General features: G+C 59.9%; 16 protein-coding genes. 3 read left to right on the forward strand and 13 right to left on the reverse strand.

The annotated features are described in order from the left end of the window. The first annotated feature begins 2 nt into the window (after positions 1-2). Together DES53_RS19110 and DES53_RS19115 are read left to right on the forward strand one after the other, a co-directional pair. A complete protein-coding gene (locus tag DES53_RS19110) occupies positions 3-920 on the forward strand; it encodes an adenylate/guanylate cyclase domain-containing protein (protein WP_113959909.1) in 918 nt (305 codons plus the stop codon). A gap of 196 nt (positions 921-1,116) precedes the next feature. After that, the gene (locus DES53_RS19115) at positions 1,117-1,506 is read left to right on the forward strand and encodes a glycine zipper domain-containing protein (RefSeq protein WP_113960158.1); all 390 of its coding nucleotides are present in this window, start codon (positions 1,117-1,119) and stop codon (positions 1,504-1,506) included. A 174-nt stretch (positions 1,507-1,680) separates the two neighbouring features. Here the strand turns inward: DES53_RS19115 and DES53_RS19120 are convergent, their stop codons facing one another. The 7 genes from DES53_RS19120 to DES53_RS19150 all read right to left on the reverse strand — a co-directional run bounded on the left by DES53_RS19120 (position 1,681) and on the right by DES53_RS19150 (position 7,805). Next, a complete protein-coding gene (locus DES53_RS19120) occupies positions 1,681-2,736 on the reverse strand; it encodes an FAD:protein FMN transferase (protein WP_113959910.1) in 1,056 nt (351 codons plus the stop codon). A 7-nt stretch (positions 2,737-2,743) separates the two neighbouring features. Then, the gene (locus DES53_RS19125; RefSeq protein ID WP_113959911.1) at positions 2,744-4,492 is read right to left on the reverse strand and encodes an SUMF1/EgtB/PvdO family nonheme iron enzyme; all 1,749 of its coding nucleotides are present in this window, start codon (positions 4,490-4,492) and stop codon (positions 2,744-2,746) included. Positions 4,493-4,611: 119 nt separating this feature from the next. Beyond that, positions 4,612-5,913: a Gfo/Idh/MocA family protein gene (locus tag DES53_RS19130; RefSeq protein ID WP_113960159.1), complete on the reverse strand. Its 1,302-nt coding sequence runs from the start codon at positions 5,911-5,913 to the stop codon at positions 4,612-4,614. Positions 5,914-6,054: 141 nt separating this feature from the next. Beyond that, positions 6,055-6,576, reverse strand: a complete 522-nt coding sequence (locus tag DES53_RS19135) for a hypothetical protein (protein WP_113959912.1) — start codon at positions 6,574-6,576, stop codon at positions 6,055-6,057. Then, a complete protein-coding gene (locus tag DES53_RS19140) occupies positions 6,573-6,914 on the reverse strand; it encodes a hypothetical protein (protein WP_211325615.1) in 342 nt (113 codons plus the stop codon). The genes DES53_RS19135 and DES53_RS19140 overlap by 4 nt, the downstream gene beginning before the upstream one ends. Before the next feature lie 79 nt (positions 6,915-6,993). Further along, positions 6,994-7,452, reverse strand: coding sequence for a hypothetical protein (locus DES53_RS19145; RefSeq protein ID WP_113959913.1), 459 nt, complete (start codon positions 7,450-7,452; stop codon positions 6,994-6,996). A gap of 23 nt (positions 7,453-7,475) precedes the next feature. Continuing rightward, positions 7,476-7,805, reverse strand: coding sequence for a hypothetical protein (locus tag DES53_RS19150; RefSeq protein ID WP_147263494.1), 330 nt, complete (start codon positions 7,803-7,805; stop codon positions 7,476-7,478). A 351-nt stretch (positions 7,806-8,156) separates the two neighbouring features. Here DES53_RS19150 and DES53_RS19155 point away from each other — a divergent pair, with 351 nt between their 5' ends. After that, entirely contained in the window at positions 8,157-9,317 is a 1,161-nt protein-coding gene (locus tag DES53_RS19155; RefSeq protein ID WP_113959915.1) for an adenylate/guanylate cyclase domain-containing protein, read from the forward strand. Between the two features lie 14 nt (positions 9,318-9,331). On the opposite strand, the gene DES53_RS19160 is transcribed toward DES53_RS19155, so the two are convergent. The 6 genes from DES53_RS19160 to DES53_RS19185 all read right to left on the reverse strand — a co-directional run bounded on the left by DES53_RS19160 (position 9,332) and on the right by DES53_RS19185 (position 15,435). After that, the gene (locus tag DES53_RS19160; protein ID WP_147263495.1) at positions 9,332-9,784 is read right to left on the reverse strand and encodes a hypothetical protein; all 453 of its coding nucleotides are present in this window, start codon (positions 9,782-9,784) and stop codon (positions 9,332-9,334) included. A gap of 57 nt (positions 9,785-9,841) precedes the next feature. Continuing rightward, on the reverse strand, positions 9,842-11,542 hold the full coding sequence (locus DES53_RS19165; RefSeq protein WP_245958205.1) for a lipase family alpha/beta hydrolase: 1,701 nt from the start codon (positions 11,540-11,542) through the stop codon (positions 9,842-9,844). A 72-nt stretch (positions 11,543-11,614) separates the two neighbouring features. Continuing rightward, a complete protein-coding gene (locus DES53_RS19170; RefSeq protein ID WP_113959917.1) occupies positions 11,615-12,721 on the reverse strand; it encodes a hypothetical protein in 1,107 nt (368 codons plus the stop codon). Between the two features lie 26 nt (positions 12,722-12,747). After that, the gene (locus tag DES53_RS19175; protein ID WP_113959918.1) at positions 12,748-13,863 is read right to left on the reverse strand and encodes an ABC transporter permease; all 1,116 of its coding nucleotides are present in this window, start codon (positions 13,861-13,863) and stop codon (positions 12,748-12,750) included. Continuing rightward, entirely contained in the window at positions 13,860-14,585 is a 726-nt protein-coding gene (locus tag DES53_RS19180; protein WP_113959919.1) for an ABC transporter ATP-binding protein, read from the reverse strand. Before DES53_RS19180 ends, DES53_RS19175 begins: the two co-directional genes overlap by 4 nt. Before the next feature lie 70 nt (positions 14,586-14,655). Next, positions 14,656-15,435, reverse strand: coding sequence for an outer membrane lipoprotein-sorting protein (locus DES53_RS19185; RefSeq protein WP_113959920.1), 780 nt, complete (start codon positions 15,433-15,435; stop codon positions 14,656-14,658). Positions 15,436-15,469 lie beyond the last annotated feature (34 nt).

Raw genomic sequence — 15,469 nt, forward strand, 5'->3', positions numbered from 1 at the left:
ACATGGGAGCCTTTCTCAGATCACTGGCAGGAGAGAACACATTCGAGTTGGACGATTTTAATCTCGTCGGTCGTGGCGAAGAGGCTACGATCCGCTTGGGTGACGCGGGGGTGTCCCGGCAACACGCCACCATCCGCCGGGAGGGGGTGCATTACTGGCTGGTGGATCTGGGCAGTGCCAACGGCAGCTACGTGAATGATGTGGCGCTCACCACGGCGCGGGTATTGCGCGACGGCGACCGCCTGCAGTTCGGTAGCGCCATCTACCTCTTCGACCAGAGCGAAAGCACCATCTCCAACCACGACACCACCATGGTGGGCATGAAGACGCAGGTTCTGCGCCGCGCCCCCGTGCCGGTGAAGACCGCCCAGGCCACACTGCTGGTGGGCGACTTGAAGGGATTCACCCAACTCGGAGCCCAGCTCAGCGCCGAGCAGCTCGCCGATGTGCTGCGCGAGTGGTACGCCGACTGCAACGCCATCATGAAGCGTAGTGGAGCGATGATCGACAAGTTCATCGGTGACTGCGTCTTTGCCTATTGGCCGGGCATTGAGCTGGACATCCGCTCCCGTGCCGTCGAGGCCGCTCGCCAGCTGCGCCAGACCGAGCTGGATGCCTCCTCACCCACGCGGAAAATGCTGCGTGAGACACGGAATATCGTGCTCGATTGTCGCATCGGCCTGCATTTGGGCGAGGTGGCGTTCGGAGCCATGGGCAAGGGCATCAACACCGCTCTTGGCGACGCCGTGAACCTGGCTTTCCGCATCGAGGGGCTGACCCGCCAGACGAACAAGGCCGTGCTCGTGAGCGCTGCCTTCCTCAATGGCTGGGAGGCCGGAGCCACGCAGTTTGAGTCCTGTGGACCCCACGAGGTAAAAGGACACCCGGACAAGGTGGAAGTCTTCTCGCTGAAGGACTAATCGGGCAAAGGGCGCGCTCAAAGGCGCTCCGAGGCTGGTAAGTGGAAAAAAGATCCGAAATTTTCGGATCTTTTTTGTCACGACTTGGGATCGGGTCACATCCAGTGCTGGTCCACCACAGTGGACCGCAGAGCGGCCGTGCAAGCTGCCATGCTTCACTCGTCACTAGTCCGTCCGTCCACCACCCACTGTGTCCATGAACAATCCTGCTCGCCTTGCGGCAGTCGGCTCCCTGGCTGCGGCGTCTCTCCTCTCATCTTGTGTTTACCCGTATCCGTATCCGTATGCCGGCCCCAATGAAGCCCGCGGCACGGTGATTGGCGCTGCCACCGGTGCCATTGCCGGGGGAATCATCGGTCACCAGAGCTGTAATGGACTGGAAGGTGCCCTCATTGGAGGTGCTCTCGGTTCGCTGGCTGGCGCGGTGATTGGGAACGCTCAGGATAACTATTACGGCCCGCCACCTCCCGGCTACTACTACGGCCCGCGTCCTGTGGCCCGTGTGTACGGCGGCTACACCTACGGTCCCGGCTGCTACGACTCCTGCCCGCCTCCCTACTACGGCCGCAGATATCATTGCTGGTAGTGAGGATGGCGCGCTGGGTGGATTCACGAAATGGGGGAGGGGTGCCCTCGATCCTTGAGGAATTCCTGCTTTCCCTTGGCGCGGTGACAGCGCTCCCCCCAAGGAACGGGGACACCCTTGTCTCCTCAGTGATGCGTCTCCTGACGAACCAACTTTTCTGGCTCCATATGCGGGCTACTTTGGTTGCACCAGCCCTTGAAATCCGGACGATTCCCGTGTGCGTCTCACCCCGTCCTCAGTCAGCCAGACAAATCGGGCCACGGTACCTTGCGATTTCTCCGCCACACGGAGCCCTTTCTCCACCCCCAGCACGCATAGCGCGGTAGCCAATCCATCACTGGTAGTCGCATCCGGTGAGATCACTGTACAGGCGATGCGATCCGTGAGTCCCAGTCCCGTCCTCGGGTCCACAATGTGGGAGTACCGCTTGCCGTCCAGTTCCACAAACTGATGCAGATCCCCTGAGGTGGAGCAGCCGCAGTTCTTCAGCATGACGTGCGTGAGCTGCTCCTTCTCTTCCGGCGCCTCAAACGTTCGTAGCGCTACGTCCCAGCCAGCCTTGCCAGGCGGAGCATCTCCGGCGGCGACGTCACCGCTCCCTGCCACGAGTGCTCGAGTGATCCCGTGCTCCTTCAAGACAGCCAGCGCGGCATCTGCCGCGAAGCCTTTGCCGATGCCTCCAAGATCCAGGAGCAGACCTTCCTTCATCTTGGTCACGGTGCGTTCTTTCTCGTCGAGTTTGACGGCACTCCAATCCGTCATGGCGATCGCCCTTTGCGTCTGCTCTGCGGTGGGCAGTTTCTTCTGCCTCCGTGCGCGCCGCCAGTGCTGGATGGCATAGGTGGCCGTGATATCGAAGGCGCCATCCGTCTGAGCTGAAATCTCAGATGAACGGGCAACGAGAACGAAGAGGTCTTCGCTTACCTTTATCGGCGAGTTCGCCGGCGCTTTGTTCAACCGGCTGAGTTCACTCTCGGGGAGATAGTCCGACGCACATTGATTGAGCGCCTCAATGCGTTGGAATGCCGCCTCCGCTGCCTTCTCCGCCACGGTGGCGTCTTGTGCATAGAGCTCGATGCGAAACACCGAGCCCATCGCTGGCCTTGAGTAGGAATGGCGCTGCAGGTCACCCGCGTGCGCGGCAATGCCGAACAGCGCAAGGCACGCGAAAATAAAAATGCCGCGTACTATCCCGGCACACCGGGGAGCACGCGGCATCTTCGAAAACATGGGAGGACTACTCCTTCTCCACGCCGTTGTTCCAGTACTTGTACATCTCCTCAGCCGTGGGGATCTCCAGCGGGCGGACGAGGCGGAAGCCGAGGAACTTGGCGTCAGTCAGGTACCAGATGCTCTTGGGAAGCTGGGGGTCCTGCTGCTTCCAATCAGCATGAGAGGCGCGACGGAAGGCGGCACGCAGCTTGTCCGGATCATCATCGAAGGAACCTCCGCGGGCCGTGTGAGGATAGGGCTTGGTGGAGGGCACATAGTAGCCCGTGGCCTTGTCACCCAGAGCCGCGAGGTTCTTGAGGTAGTCCGGCTGATACTGGTCAAGCGTCCACTCGGCCACGTTGCCCAGGATGTCATGCAGGCCCCAGGGATTGGGTCCCTTCTGGCCGACCTTCGCGTACTGGAAGTTCGGAGCGTTGTCGTAGTACCACTCGTGGTCCTTCGCCTTGGAGACGTCATCGCCCCAGTAGTAGGCGGTGGTGGTGCCGGCGCGTGCAGCGTACTCCCATTCTTCTTCGGTGGGCAGGCGGTAAAAGTGACCGGTCTGGGCGCTCAGCCACTGGCAGTATTTGTTCGCCGCGTGCTGGGTCATGGAGATGGCAGGATAGCCGTCCGTGCCCATGCCGAAGCTCATTTCCGTGTACGGCGTGGTGGGCTGGGAGGTGATCTCCGTGATGGCGTCGTCCGGATTGAACTTCTGCTTCGAGCCATCCTTGTTGCGGCCCACATCCGTGATCATGAAGGGGAGATACTCGTCCCACGTGACCTCGAACTTGCCCATCCAGAAGGGCTTCACCTTCACCTTCACCTGCGGACCTTCGTCGTCCTTGCGGTTCGCCTCGCTGGCCGGGCTGCCCATGAGGAACTCACCACCCTTGATGGCCACCATGCTGTAGGGCTTCTCGGTCTTCGGAACCTTGCTGTCGTAGGCCTTCATCTCCGCCTCGGCCTTTTCCTTCGAGGTCTGCACGATGAAGGCGTGAATCTTCTGCACCAGCGCCAGGTTGTCTGGATTGTTGGTGGCAGGGCCCTTCTTCTCCTTGGCCTTCAGGGTGATGTTCTCGGGCCAGACGGCGCCTTGCTCAATCCAGGCGCGCAAAAGATCCGTCTGCTCCTTCTTCAGCGGCCCGCCGCTCTTCTTGGGAGGCATGAGGTCATCGTCGTCAGCGTCGAGGGTCGTGAGACCGTAGAGGCCGGACTTTTCTGCTTCGAAGGGGATGATGGCGGGCGCGTTGTCTCCCGTGGAGAAGGCGTCCTTCATGGTGGCGATGTTCAGCTCACCCTTGGCCTTCTCGGGATTGTGGCAGGTGACGCAGTTCTCTTCGAGGATGGGCTGGATGTGCTTCTCGAAGTTCACGCGTACGGTCTGTGCAAGCTTCACTTCCTTGGGCCAGTTGGCACCCTGCTGGATCCACAGCTTGAGGAGTTCCTGCTGCTCCTTGGAAAGAAGACCTTCCTTCTTGGGAGGCATCACTTCGTCTTCATCCACCCCAAGCGTCGTGGTCGTGTAAAGCGGGCTCTTGGCCGGGTCCCCGGGCACGAGAGAAGTGCCATTGTCCCCACCCTTGAGCGCCTCTTCCAGCGTGGTGAGCTTCAGCCCCCCCTTGTCGGACTTCTCCGAGTGGCAATGCACACAGGCCGCCTCAAGAATGGGCTTGATGTGCTTGTTGAAGTCCGGCTTTTCGATCTTGGCCGCCGCGCCCGAACAGAGGGCGGCGTTAAGCGTGGTCAGGGTGAGCAGGTGGGTGAGACGCATGACAGAGATGGCTTAGCACAGGGGGAGGGGGGCTCAAGCTGCAATCGCAGACTTGAGCCTGACAGTTCGCCCTGCGCCAGGCCCTTATTTCATTCCATTCGATAAGAGAACCCGCCGCCTCAGGCAGTCACCCCAGGCCGGGGCATGGGGGTGGGCTGGAACTTGTCCCCCCACTTCAAAGTCTCCTCAGGAGCAAGGTCTTCCTCGCTCTTGATGGCCTCGTCCCACGTGATTTTCTTGCCGGTGTAGGCGGCCATGCGGCCCATGATGCCCACCATGGTGCTGTGGAGCATCCAGTCGCCGTCATTCACCATCTCGCCCTTGCGGATGGCAGCGAAGAGCTCGTCATGCTCCACCTGGTACATGTTCTTCTCTTCCCCACGGAAGCGCCAGCGCTTCTCGCCATCGATGAAGGGCTTGTCACCTTTTCCGATGATCAGCGTGCCCTTGGAGCCGCGGATGTAGTCCGAGTTCTCGTTGTAGCAGCCTTTGATCTGGCGGCAGCCGAGGTGGGCAAGGATGTTGCCCGGCCATTCATAGGCGATGTGGAAGTGATCGTAGATGTTGCCCCCGGCATTGGGAAGCTGGCGGCCACCGGTGGCCACGCAGGAAATCGGCGCGGTGTCTTTCATGGCCCAGCACACCTTGTCCACACTGTGGATGGCCTGCTCCACGAGACCGTCGCCGGAGAGCCAGGAGAAGTTGTACCAGTTGCGGATCTGCCACTCTACATCACTCCATTCCGGCTTGCGGGCGGAGTCCTCTTGCATGGGCTTTACCGGACCGGTGTAGTAGGTGGAGAAGATGCCGTTCAGCTCGCCGACCTCGCCATCGTGCAGGCGCTTCATGGCCTCGATACGCGAGGCACTGCGGCGCCAGCAGTAGCCAGCCACCACGCTCAGTTTCTTTTCCTTCGCCTTGCGCACGGCCTCGAGCGCGACGCGGTAGCCTGCTGCGTCCACAGCCATGGGCTTCTCACAGAAGACGTGCTTCCCGGCATCCACGGCGGCCTGCAGATGGTGCGGACGGAATCCGGGAGGGCTGGCGAGAATGACGACGTCGCAGATGGCGATGACCTGCTTGTACGCCTCAAGGCCGATGAACTGGCGCTCTTCCGGGACGTCCACGCGCTTGGCAAAATCCTTCTCCAGGGCCTTCAGAGAATTCTGCGCCCTTTCAGGAAACACTTCGGCCACGGCATGCAGCGTGGTGTTGTAGTCCGCGGAGAGCGCCTGCTGCGCTGCACCCGAACCACGTCCACCGCAACCCACGAGACCGATCTTCAGTGTGTCCTCATTCTTGGCCGCCGCCGGTGCACCCTTCAGCACGAAGGGGAAGGCAAGTGGGGACAGGGCCAGGCCACTGCGGGTGAGGAAATGGCGGCGGGTGAGGGGCGACTGAGAAGGCGTGGGAGGATTCATGGTGGGAAAATCCGAGTCCTGCAATTCCGGATCGGGAGAAAGGATGCGGGGTGAGGGGCCCCCTTGTTTCACGAAATACGCAGAAGAGAAGTTGAGGCGACAATCCTACCACTTGGCTATTTGGCTGCGCCTAATGCTGGGTCAGACTGCGGCACTTGCCGATGGGCCTAGTTCTAGCGACCCATTCAGCGATTCTCCGAAGAACCACGCTACGCGAACTCGTAGCGGCTCATCTCGATCTCGGAAGCGTCCAAGCTCCTTCTTGATCTGATCGCCCGTCAACACGCCGAAAAGCAGCTTTTGAATCCGCTCATTGAACTTCCTGCTCTCGCTTTGGTCTTCGATGGCGTCGATGGTTGCACGCATCCAGGACAGCAATCCGGCGCAGTCAGGAAACAGGTGCTTGGCTGTGTGATTCACACAACTCAATCTCCAGTCCGCCGTGGGCCAGTCATCTCCGTACTCTTCTGTGAATGGGTCAATATTCTGACGTTCGAGCTCTGGCTCGCGGTTGGTGAGAAGGCTGATGGAGATCTCAGTGTTGAAGGAGTCAAAGCCAACATGGACGGCGCGAAGTTGATCCCCACCGAGCCACATTCGCCAGTGGCTCAGGACACCATAGAGTCCCCAGTAGAATTCATTCTCAATTTCGGAGTCGGTCATGGGGCCTTGCTTGAGCCTTCAAGAGTCTGTCCTGTCTGAATGTCCTCTATGACGCGAAGTCGCCGGACAACAAGCTCGTCAATTTCGAGGCGCCGGATTTTGGCACGACCGATCACCAGTCGCCCAATGGCGAGGGCCCCGATGGCAATGGCACCGACCGCTACCGCGGAAAGCGCTAGCACGCCGATGGCCTGCGCCCCAATGGCCTCTGCCCCGATTCCCTGCCCTCCGATTTCGACTGCTTGGTAGCGGGTAACTTCGGCCTTGCAAGCGGCTCGCTCATCCAGGGCGTCATCTGCGTTGGACTCACGCGAGGGCTTCGATGAGTGTGCGATCATTGGTTTGATGGACGCGCTATCCGCGCGCATCATAGGTCCAAATGGAGCGCGATGCAAATGGGGCGAGCTTGTTGCCCGCCTACACCATCACATTCGTCTGATTCGGATTCAGATTCGGCGGCTGTGGCAGCCAGGCTTCATCTCCTTCAGCCTCGGTGTTCTCATTCGCCGGCGAGAGGGCGGCGGAGATGAGAAGCTGGGCGTCATTCAGGAAAGTCTTCACGATGCCCGTGATGAAGTCGGATTCTTCCTGGCGGGTGTGCAGGACGATGACGCTGATTTCCCCAGCAAAGATGCACATGGCGTGCACATCCAGGAAGCCCATCCACAGGGAGTCCAGCATGCGATCACCGTTGCCCTGGAAGTGGTCACGCGCGTCGTGAAAGGTCTGCACGACCTGCTCGATGCGGAAGTCCTCAAAGGGCATGAGGCTCACCAGCACCTGACGGCGCCAGGCGAGACAGAGGCCATTGATGGCGCCCGCGTGCTTCAGCCGTTCCATGCTGGCGCGGAGGGAGGGAGTGATGGCGTTGGCCATGGTCGTGAATTGAGGAAAATGGTTCAGCCCTGTCCTTGCTGGGCGCGCAGGCTCACGAGGAGCTCGTTGTTGGAGACATTGGCCGAAATCATGGCACCCGTGGCCCGGCTGGGCTGGGCCTGGGCATCCGGAGGCAGCAGGAACATGAAGGTGAATTCCGGCTCATGCAGCGCGGCATAGAGGGAGTTGCCCAGCTCAAGCGAGGCACCCACGCGGTCAGCGAAGTGGCGCAACCCCTGGAAGTCGGCGGCAAAATCGTCCGCATCCTGCTGCCCCGTCTCGCTGATGACCAGACCGTTTTGAATCTCAAATACCCGCAAAGTCTGCGGCATCGTCGCGTGTGGGAATTCCATAAATCCGTAGAGGTTTTTGGTGTGCTCCCCTCTTTCCTCTCAAAAATGCCGATCGGAAGCAAGCACAAAAGGCGTTGATGGAGAGAAGATTCCGGGAAGCGGTGCGACGATGAGCGGTGGGACGGTAGGACGGTGGAGAGTAGCATCTACAGCGTTGTTTCTGTGTGGGTTTGGGAAGAGAAAGTCCACGGACTGCCAGCCAGAGACGAGGTGGAAACTTCCACCCTCCTACTGTCGCACCGCTCACCGTCGCACCTTTTTCCCACGCCCTTTCATTCAAATACAACCATCACTCTTGCTCCGCGTGTACGCTCCTACTAGGATGCCTTCCCCCTCTCCGAAAAAATCCCCATGGAATTGCGTGCCATCATGTTCGTCGACATGGTGGACTCCACCGGTCTGAAACACCGGGAGTCCTCCGAAACCGCGCTGTTGCTGACCAAGGCGCTGTTTGAGCAGGTGAAGCATGCCACGAAAAAGCACGGCAGCCTCTTTGTGAAATTCACCGGGGACGGAGCCATGGTCACTTTTGCCGGAGACAATGCCGGCTGCTTCGCGGCGATTCAGGCCGCACGGGTGTTGGTACGGAGCATCGACGAATACAACCTCCAATTCAACCATCCCAGCCGCGCGCGTGAAGGGGCGTATGTGAACATTCGGGTGCGCATCGGCATCGCCTTTGGTCGCTGTGACCTCATCGAGGACCACAGTGGTGACGTGGTGGGCCTGCCCGCGGACCTCGCGGCACGCCTCTGCCGTGAGGCGGACATCAATCGCATCCTCTTGGACCGCGAAACCATGATGCGTTCCGGAATGGACCTCTCGGAGTTTGATTCCCTGGCAAGACGCCGGCTTGCCCTGAAGGGCATCCCGCTTCCGGGCGATCACGAACTGGAGCAGTTTTTCCACGTGAAGGTCCCGCGACTGGTGCAGGCACCGCTGGAGGAGGACTTTCCCGGTGGCATGGTCGCGGTGTACACGAATCGCAACGAACTTCGCAAGGACTTCAGCCTTTCCCGTGTGCTGGATCGGGCCGTGTTCGAGTCACAGATCCTGGTGGTGGGCCGCACTCTGGTGGGCTGGTCTCAGATGAGCGCGGACGACCTCGAGCTCATTCGCACCAAGAAGCTGCGCCTCAGACTGCTCGTCAGTTCACAGGAGGCCTGCAAGTTCCTCGCCGGTGCAGAAGTCACGACCATCGCCGCCGACAAGGCTGCGACTCTGCCGGCATTCGAGAGGCTCACGAAACTGATGCCATCTGTGGATTTCCATGAAATGGACATCCTGATTCCCGATGGCTTCACGTGTGTGGAGGTTTCTTCGGGAGGTGAGATGAAATCCGTGGTGCTGCGGGACATCAATTCAGGCGCGAAGACAGACAAGATCACGATGCTCTTTGCCTGCATCTGCGATCGTGATCCCAGCCGTCAGAGCCGCTGCATCACCTGCGGCATGCGCGAGCGTGCCCGCCGGCTTGCGGAGAGCCCGCGAGGAAGTGCCGCGCGGGTGTAGATAGCGGTGCTCTCCTACTTGCCGCTAGCTCCTGTCAGCCAATCCAAAGATCTTTTTTGAATCTTGAGCCTGGCATTGCCCCGAACTTTCCCATTGGAATATACTAAGACGTAGCAGCCATCTCTGTCGGTAGCGTCCTCAAAGCAAAGAATACTGAAGGTGTTGCCGTCATCCTCAAGAACAAGGTCGCCCAAGTTGTCTGAAGGATGAATTCTGTCTCCAGGTTGGACCATGGATCCAAGTTCTACCGTGCGGAGGAGGTTTTGCTGCCAGTCCCAGGACGTTGGACGATTGGCGAAATTTCCTCTCATTGAGACAACGCGGAGATGGTTGCCGGCAAGCGTTTTTCTCAAGGCATTCTTAACATCTTCGCTTGTGGAGAAGTTGGCCTTCCAAGGAAACGCAAGAAGCATAAGTATGCCTATCACTAACGCCATTGCACGCGGCGTGGACAGCCTCTTATTCATCTCGAAATCAGGTCGCTGTAAGCGCTAAAATACAACCGTCCCGAATGGACGCCAGTCCTACTCGGCTTTCTGCATCGAGGCTGCCGTCAGTGGTGTGACTGGTGGCTGCTTTCCGATGTGAAGGTAGAGGATACGGCGGATTTCTTCGATGGCCGCAGGATGCTGGTTGGACCAGTGACCGCTTGGCACGATGATCTCGCTCTGCGCACCATCAATGTGGCTGCTCCAGTAGGGCACCACGCCGTCCGTGCTGACGGGCTTGGTGTGGTCCTTGTTTCCACCCTTGCCGCGGTCGCCGATGATCGAGTGGTAGGGAATGCCCTTCGTGGGCGGAATGCTGTTGATGGCCTTCAGGAAACGATTTCCGGGCACCAGCGCATCGATTGCGGTGGGCATTTTGGCGAGAGGGTTGCCATCCTCGCTGGGCTTGGCGAGGCCCACGGCGGTTTCAGTGTCCTCCTTGTCTCCAAATGCCGTGGAGATGGTGCCAATGATCTTGCGGCCCAACCTTCCGAAGAAGCTCTCAGCCATATCCGCACCTCCCAGCGAAGCGGAGGAGAAGATGACTCGGGACACTTCCGGACGATGATTGAAGATGAGGGTTCCGGTGATGAGCTTCCTGCCGGAATCGGAGACCGGAAGTTTTGCCGGGGGCACGTCGAAGTAGGCGTCCCAAATTTTCATGCCGCTGTCGGTGATCAGCTCGCGTGCGATCATGCCGCCCATGCTGTGGCCGATGACCACAAACTTTTTCCGGTCGGGATAAGTCTTGTGCATCTTGTCGAGCTGCTGCCGGAGATTCTCCGCCATGATGGGGTAGGGGTATCCGGTGGGGTAGCTGAAGAACCAGAACTGATAATTCTCCCGGATGACAGGGTCACCGCGGAGAATCTCAAGCATCGGCGCCCACGTTGCCTGGGAGTCGCCCAGTCCGTGGATGCACAGGATGGGGATCTTCTTGGAATCCCAAGGCTGGAGACGTGCGAGGCGGCTGGTGCCGGCAAACTTGTCCGGCTTGAACATGCGCTGGAGCTCGGTCTTGCGCGGCTTGAGTTCCGCGAGAGCGAAGGCGATGGGCGCGGTGAAATCCGCCGCGAGTGGCACCGTGTGCCCGGCGAACTGCACATCTTCGACGGACAGGGGATCATAATACACCATGGTACAGTCATGTCCCTTGAAGTTGATGAGCACGGTGACGCCGTAGTAGGACGTCTTGCCCATCACAAACGGGTCCACCTTCGTGAAGTCGAACCCCTGGTTCGCCGTAATCATGGGCGCGCCGATGCCCTTCTTCACCGTGCGTTCCTTCACGAGCTTCCCTTTGAACTCGAACCGGTCGGCAGGCAGCACGCGGAACATGCCGGGGTCGTACTTGCCGTCTGTCTTGAGGACGAGCGTCCAGTCTTCCGTGGCACCCGGACACACGAGGGGGTTCAACCAGGGCTTGAGCTGGTTGTCATGAATGACTTCAAAGATGCGCGCGACCGCGAAGTTGTAGTCATTGCGAGCTTGCTCGTCCGCAGGGTTCTTTGCCAGCTGATCGGCCGAGTAGGAGGCGGCATTGAGGTATCTGCCAATTTGCTCCTCCGGTGTCTTGGCTGGTGTCTTGATGGCCCGCTGTAGCAGCGCGCTGCCAAGACCGACGGGTTTGACTTTGGGAGCTCTCTCACGCGCGGTGGAGTAGCCGTTGCAGCCCGCAAGGCTCACGGCCATGAGCCCGAGCATGAGGGGACGGAGCAGGAATGGGAGCTTCTCCATGAGTGAACGGAGTTAGCGAGAATCTCGCCCCTTCGTCAAGCTCTCCCTCTCTGGAGAAATGAGACGCTTCCTTTACACCACGAGAGGTGACTTGGAGTAAATCTCCACGTCGTACACGTGTCCCGCGCCCATGTGCTTCTCCAGCTTGAAGCCGCCGGTCTCCATGAGCGCTTTCAGATTGTCGCGGTTGCGATAGTCAAAGCGTCTGCCGAAAACTTCCAGCAGTCGCGTGGCCGCATTGCGACGGTAGGTATTCACAATCAGGCTGCCACCTTCGGCGAGGAGGTGGTGCAGGCGCTGTACAAGATCCAGCGCTGACGCGGCATCCGGCGGGGGCTGCATGCCCATGCACTCCTCCGTGGTAGTGTAGGTGTGACCGTGGAAATACTCCAGGATGCCGATGGCCGTCACCACGTCATACGTGGCCAGCACGTCTTCCGCATGGTCCATGAAGATGTCCTCCGCGCGGGCGGAGATGCCCTGGCCAGTGCCGGGCTTGGTGTGACGCTCCCGGGTGGTCGGCAGCTTGTCCATCAGGCGATTCGCCTTGTCAATGTTTGCCCGGTCGCGGTCCGTGACCTCCGCGGAGATGCGTGTGGGGTCGAAGCCATCGCGCACCAGCTTGTCGTACACCAGAATCATGCTGAGACCGGTGCCGGCGGCCACGGCCTTGAGCCGCACGGATTTGCCGGAGTCGAGACGGCGCTTCGCCTCGTCATAGGTCGCCAGTGTTTCCCAGACCATCCGGAGGCGCACATCCTTGGCCTGCACGGAGTCCAGGAACAGCCGGTCCCAGACTTCGCAATTGGCGCGAATCTCCGGGCAGATCATCATGTACTGGCTGTTCATGGGGTCGCCGCCTTCCACGAGTGACTCCGTAGTGTGGCAGCTGGAGCCCATGAGCGCGTGGGCGTAGCCGTGCCCGGAGCGCTCCAGAATGCGGTTGCTGTACCTGGTGGCCACGGCACCGTCGGCCGTTTCGGACTTGGTGGTCCGGGTGGTCCAACTCAGCACGCGGTGGGACACGGTCGCCAGAATCTTTTTGGCGGGCCGGGCCGGTTCCAGCCCATGAGCACCGAAGATGGTGCGGCTCAGGCTCGCCACGATGGCTTCTGAGTCCGCCTCGTTCCCGCTCGCGTAGAGCGTGGCCACTGCTTCCATGGGCTTCAGATGCTTCATAAGCGAAAACTGGTTCGTCGTTCCAACTAGCCCTGGATGGCCACGGCAGGAGACATGCGGGAGGCGCGCCAGGACGGATACAGGCCGCTGATCAATCCGACCACCACAGCAATGGCCACGGAGAGAATCATCAGCTGGGGACTCAAATCAGGCTCCAGCAGACCGCGCACACTGGGCATGCGTTCCATGATTCTTACAGCCAGCGCGCCCAGTGCCACACCAACCACACCTCCCAAGAATCCCAACAGCGCGGATTCGCAGAGCACCATCTTCATGACGCGGTTCTTCTTCCAACCGACGGCCAGCAGAATGCCGATCTCATGCGTGCGCTCAAACACGGTCATGAGCATGGTGTTCATCACACCGAAAACGCCCACGATGATGGCCAGCGTGGAGGTGCTCCAACTCATGGCCTTGACCACCTTGAACCCCTGGCTGGACTGTACTACGTCATTGGCACGGAGCGCGCGGCCTTGGGGGAAAACTTTTTTCACTTCGGCGGCGATGTTGTCGACGTCCTGCTGCGTCACATCAGGAGCGAAGCGCAGGTCCACGAAGTTCACCTTTCCTTCGTTCTGCGTGACCTTTTGCAGTACGGGAAGCGAGAGGATGATGGCGCCATTCTCCACGACAGAACCGCCGGAGACGATGCCTACAACAGCGAGTTCTTCGCTCTCTATCTGCACCGTGTCGCCCACCTTCTTGCTCATGGCGTCGGCTACGGTGACTCCCAGGACAACGGCCATTTCGTTGGCGTCATTCGGCATGCGGCCATCCACCACCTTGAGTTTATTCCAGGTAAATCCGCCCCATTCGCGCCCCGAGACCATGACCATGTCCATGGTCTCCACGCTGATCATCTGCATCAGCACGGTGGTCGTCTCCTGCACCTTGGGGATCTTGGCGATCTCGTCCTCCAGCTTCTCGTCGAACACCTTCGGGTTCACGGACCCGCTCATGTTGCTGACGATCATGTCGATGCCGATGCTATCAAGTTGCTCCTTGATGCTCTTTTCATAGCCGCCGGACATGCCCACGAGCGCCACCACGGCAGCAATGCCGATGGCGATGCCACACAAGGTGAGACCGGTGCGGATGGGGCGGCGCGTCAGACCGCGGCGAACGATGGTGAAAAAGGTCATTTACTCAGGGAGATGGAAGATTCGGAGGTGCCATCGGAGACCACGCGGCCATCCTTCATGCGAATGGTGCGTCCTGCCATTTCGGCGATGGAGGGATCATGCGTCACCAACGTGAGCGTCACTTTGCGCTCCGAGTGCAGCTTCATGAGCAGCTCGAGGATTTGCTTGGCGTTCTCGCTATCGAGGTTGCCCGTGGGTTCATCAGCGAGCACGACCGAGGGACCATTGGCCAGGCCGCGGGCGATGGCGACGCGCTGACGTTCACCGCCAGAAAGCTCAGAAGGGAAATGCGTGAGGCGGTGGCCGAGGCCCACGGAGGTGAGCAGTTCCTTCGCGCGATCGGTGCGCTGAGCCACGGTAAGCCCGCCTTCAAACATGGGAATCTGCACATTCTCCAGTACCGTAAAGGTGGGCAGCAGATGGAAGGCCTGGAACACAAAACCGATGTCATGTGACCGGTAGTGTGAAGCGTCCTTCATGTCCGGAATCGACTTGCCGCGGAACGTGAGGCTGCCTTCCGTGGGCGTCACAAAGGAGCCCAGCAACTGTAGCAGCGTACTCTTGCCGCAACCGCTCGGGCCGGTGATGGCTACAAACTCACCCTCCCTGATTTGCAGATCCACGCCGCGCAGGGCGAGAACGTGGCCTCCGTCATAGCTTTTTTTCAGGCCCTTGGCCTCAAAGACGATGTTGTTGGAGCCGTCCGGCGATGATGCGGGCATGGAGCAAACTTATGTGGGAGAGATGGAGGGAAACAGGGAAGAGAATGTGACCACCCGGGGCCGGGTGTGTTCAGTCTCCACCGCGTGGAGCGCTGACATTTTTCAGGCCTTCGGGTGAAAAATCAGCATCCGTGTAGCTCACCCCTCGCTTGATGCGGGAGCCGTCCAATTCGGTGACGGTGGAGCCACGGCGTGCGCTGAGGTTGGCGGGGATGTGCTTGCCGTCATTCTGGACCACATCGGTGGTATCGATGCGCACCACGACCTCACCAGAGGACGAGTACTTCTCCACGCGCATGGGCACCATGCGGCGCAGGTCAATCCATGTGCGCACCTTTGCGTAGGAACCCTTGCCGCCTTTGGACTCCAGGATGTGGCACTCCACCTTGTTGATGGTCTCGGTGCCGGCGAAAGCCTGGTTGTCCCAGGCAAAGAAGTTCTGTACCACATCCTCATAGGTGAGAGCACTGCCGAAGAGCGGCTGCTTCATCTGCGAGGACTCGATGGTCGTCAGCTTGTCGGGAGCAGTGAAGCTGGCTCCGCCACCACTGCTGCGCAGCAGCACGCCATTGCCCTTCTGTTCCTTGGGAAACAGGATCTGATACACCACATCCGTGGAGGAGGCGGTCTTTCGGGACTTGATTTGCACCTGGAGGGAGGTGCCGCCGGTGTCCATCTTCAGTCGGATGAAGGTATTCCCATCCTGCTGCTGGGCGCTGAGCCTGGAGGCAAGCTCCTTGGCCGTGATGCCACCTTCCTGGGCACTGGCGGCTGGTGAAATCATTGCCGCGGCGGCGATGGCGGCGCCAAAAAAGACGGACCGGACGGGCGAGAAGAAGCTGGCTTTCATGCAGATAACTTTGTGGTCGGCTGACTGGGAATCC

It is taken from the genome of Roseimicrobium gellanilyticum (assembly GCF_003315205.1).
Taxonomy (GTDB): domain Bacteria; phylum Verrucomicrobiota; class Verrucomicrobiia; order Verrucomicrobiales; family Verrucomicrobiaceae; genus Roseimicrobium; species Roseimicrobium gellanilyticum.

What these genes read in the sequence shown, in the direction of transcription:
- DES53_RS19110 (WP_113959909.1), top strand. Translation starts at nt 3, where the DNA reads ATGGGAGCCTTTCTCAGATCACTGGCAGGAGAGAACACATTCGAGTTG.
- DES53_RS19115 (WP_113960158.1), top strand. Translation starts at nt 1,117, where the DNA reads ATGAACAATCCTGCTCGCCTTGCGGCAGTCGGCTCCCTGGCTGCGGCG.
- DES53_RS19120 (WP_113959910.1), bottom strand. Translation starts at nt 2,736, where the DNA reads ATGTTTTCGAAGATGCCGCGTGCTCCCCGGTGTGCCGGGATAGTACGC.
- DES53_RS19125 (WP_113959911.1), bottom strand. Translation starts at nt 4,492, where the DNA reads ATGCGTCTCACCCACCTGCTCACCCTGACCACGCTTAACGCCGCCCTC.
- DES53_RS19130 (WP_113960159.1), bottom strand. Translation starts at nt 5,913, where the DNA reads ATGAATCCTCCCACGCCTTCTCAGTCGCCCCTCACCCGCCGCCATTTC.
- DES53_RS19135 (WP_113959912.1), bottom strand. Translation starts at nt 6,576, where the DNA reads ATGACCGACTCCGAAATTGAGAATGAATTCTACTGGGGACTCTATGGT.
- DES53_RS19140 (WP_211325615.1), bottom strand. Translation starts at nt 6,914, where the DNA reads ATGATCGCACACTCATCGAAGCCCTCGCGTGAGTCCAACGCAGATGAC.
- DES53_RS19145 (WP_113959913.1), bottom strand. Translation starts at nt 7,452, where the DNA reads ATGGCCAACGCCATCACTCCCTCCCTCCGCGCCAGCATGGAACGGCTG.
- DES53_RS19150 (WP_147263494.1), bottom strand. Translation starts at nt 7,805, where the DNA reads ATGGAATTCCCACACGCGACGATGCCGCAGACTTTGCGGGTATTTGAG.
- DES53_RS19155 (WP_113959915.1), top strand. Translation starts at nt 8,157, where the DNA reads ATGGAATTGCGTGCCATCATGTTCGTCGACATGGTGGACTCCACCGGT.
- DES53_RS19160 (WP_147263495.1), bottom strand. Translation starts at nt 9,784, where the DNA reads ATGAATAAGAGGCTGTCCACGCCGCGTGCAATGGCGTTAGTGATAGGC.
- DES53_RS19165 (WP_245958205.1), bottom strand. Translation starts at nt 11,542, where the DNA reads ATGGAGAAGCTCCCATTCCTGCTCCGTCCCCTCATGCTCGGGCTCATG.
- DES53_RS19170 (WP_113959917.1), bottom strand. Translation starts at nt 12,721, where the DNA reads ATGAAGCATCTGAAGCCCATGGAAGCAGTGGCCACGCTCTACGCGAGC.
- DES53_RS19175 (WP_113959918.1), bottom strand. Translation starts at nt 13,863, where the DNA reads ATGACCTTTTTCACCATCGTTCGCCGCGGTCTGACGCGCCGCCCCATC.
- DES53_RS19180 (WP_113959919.1), bottom strand. Translation starts at nt 14,585, where the DNA reads ATGCCCGCATCATCGCCGGACGGCTCCAACAACATCGTCTTTGAGGCC.
- DES53_RS19185 (WP_113959920.1), bottom strand. Translation starts at nt 15,435, where the DNA reads ATGAAAGCCAGCTTCTTCTCGCCCGTCCGGTCCGTCTTTTTTGGCGCC.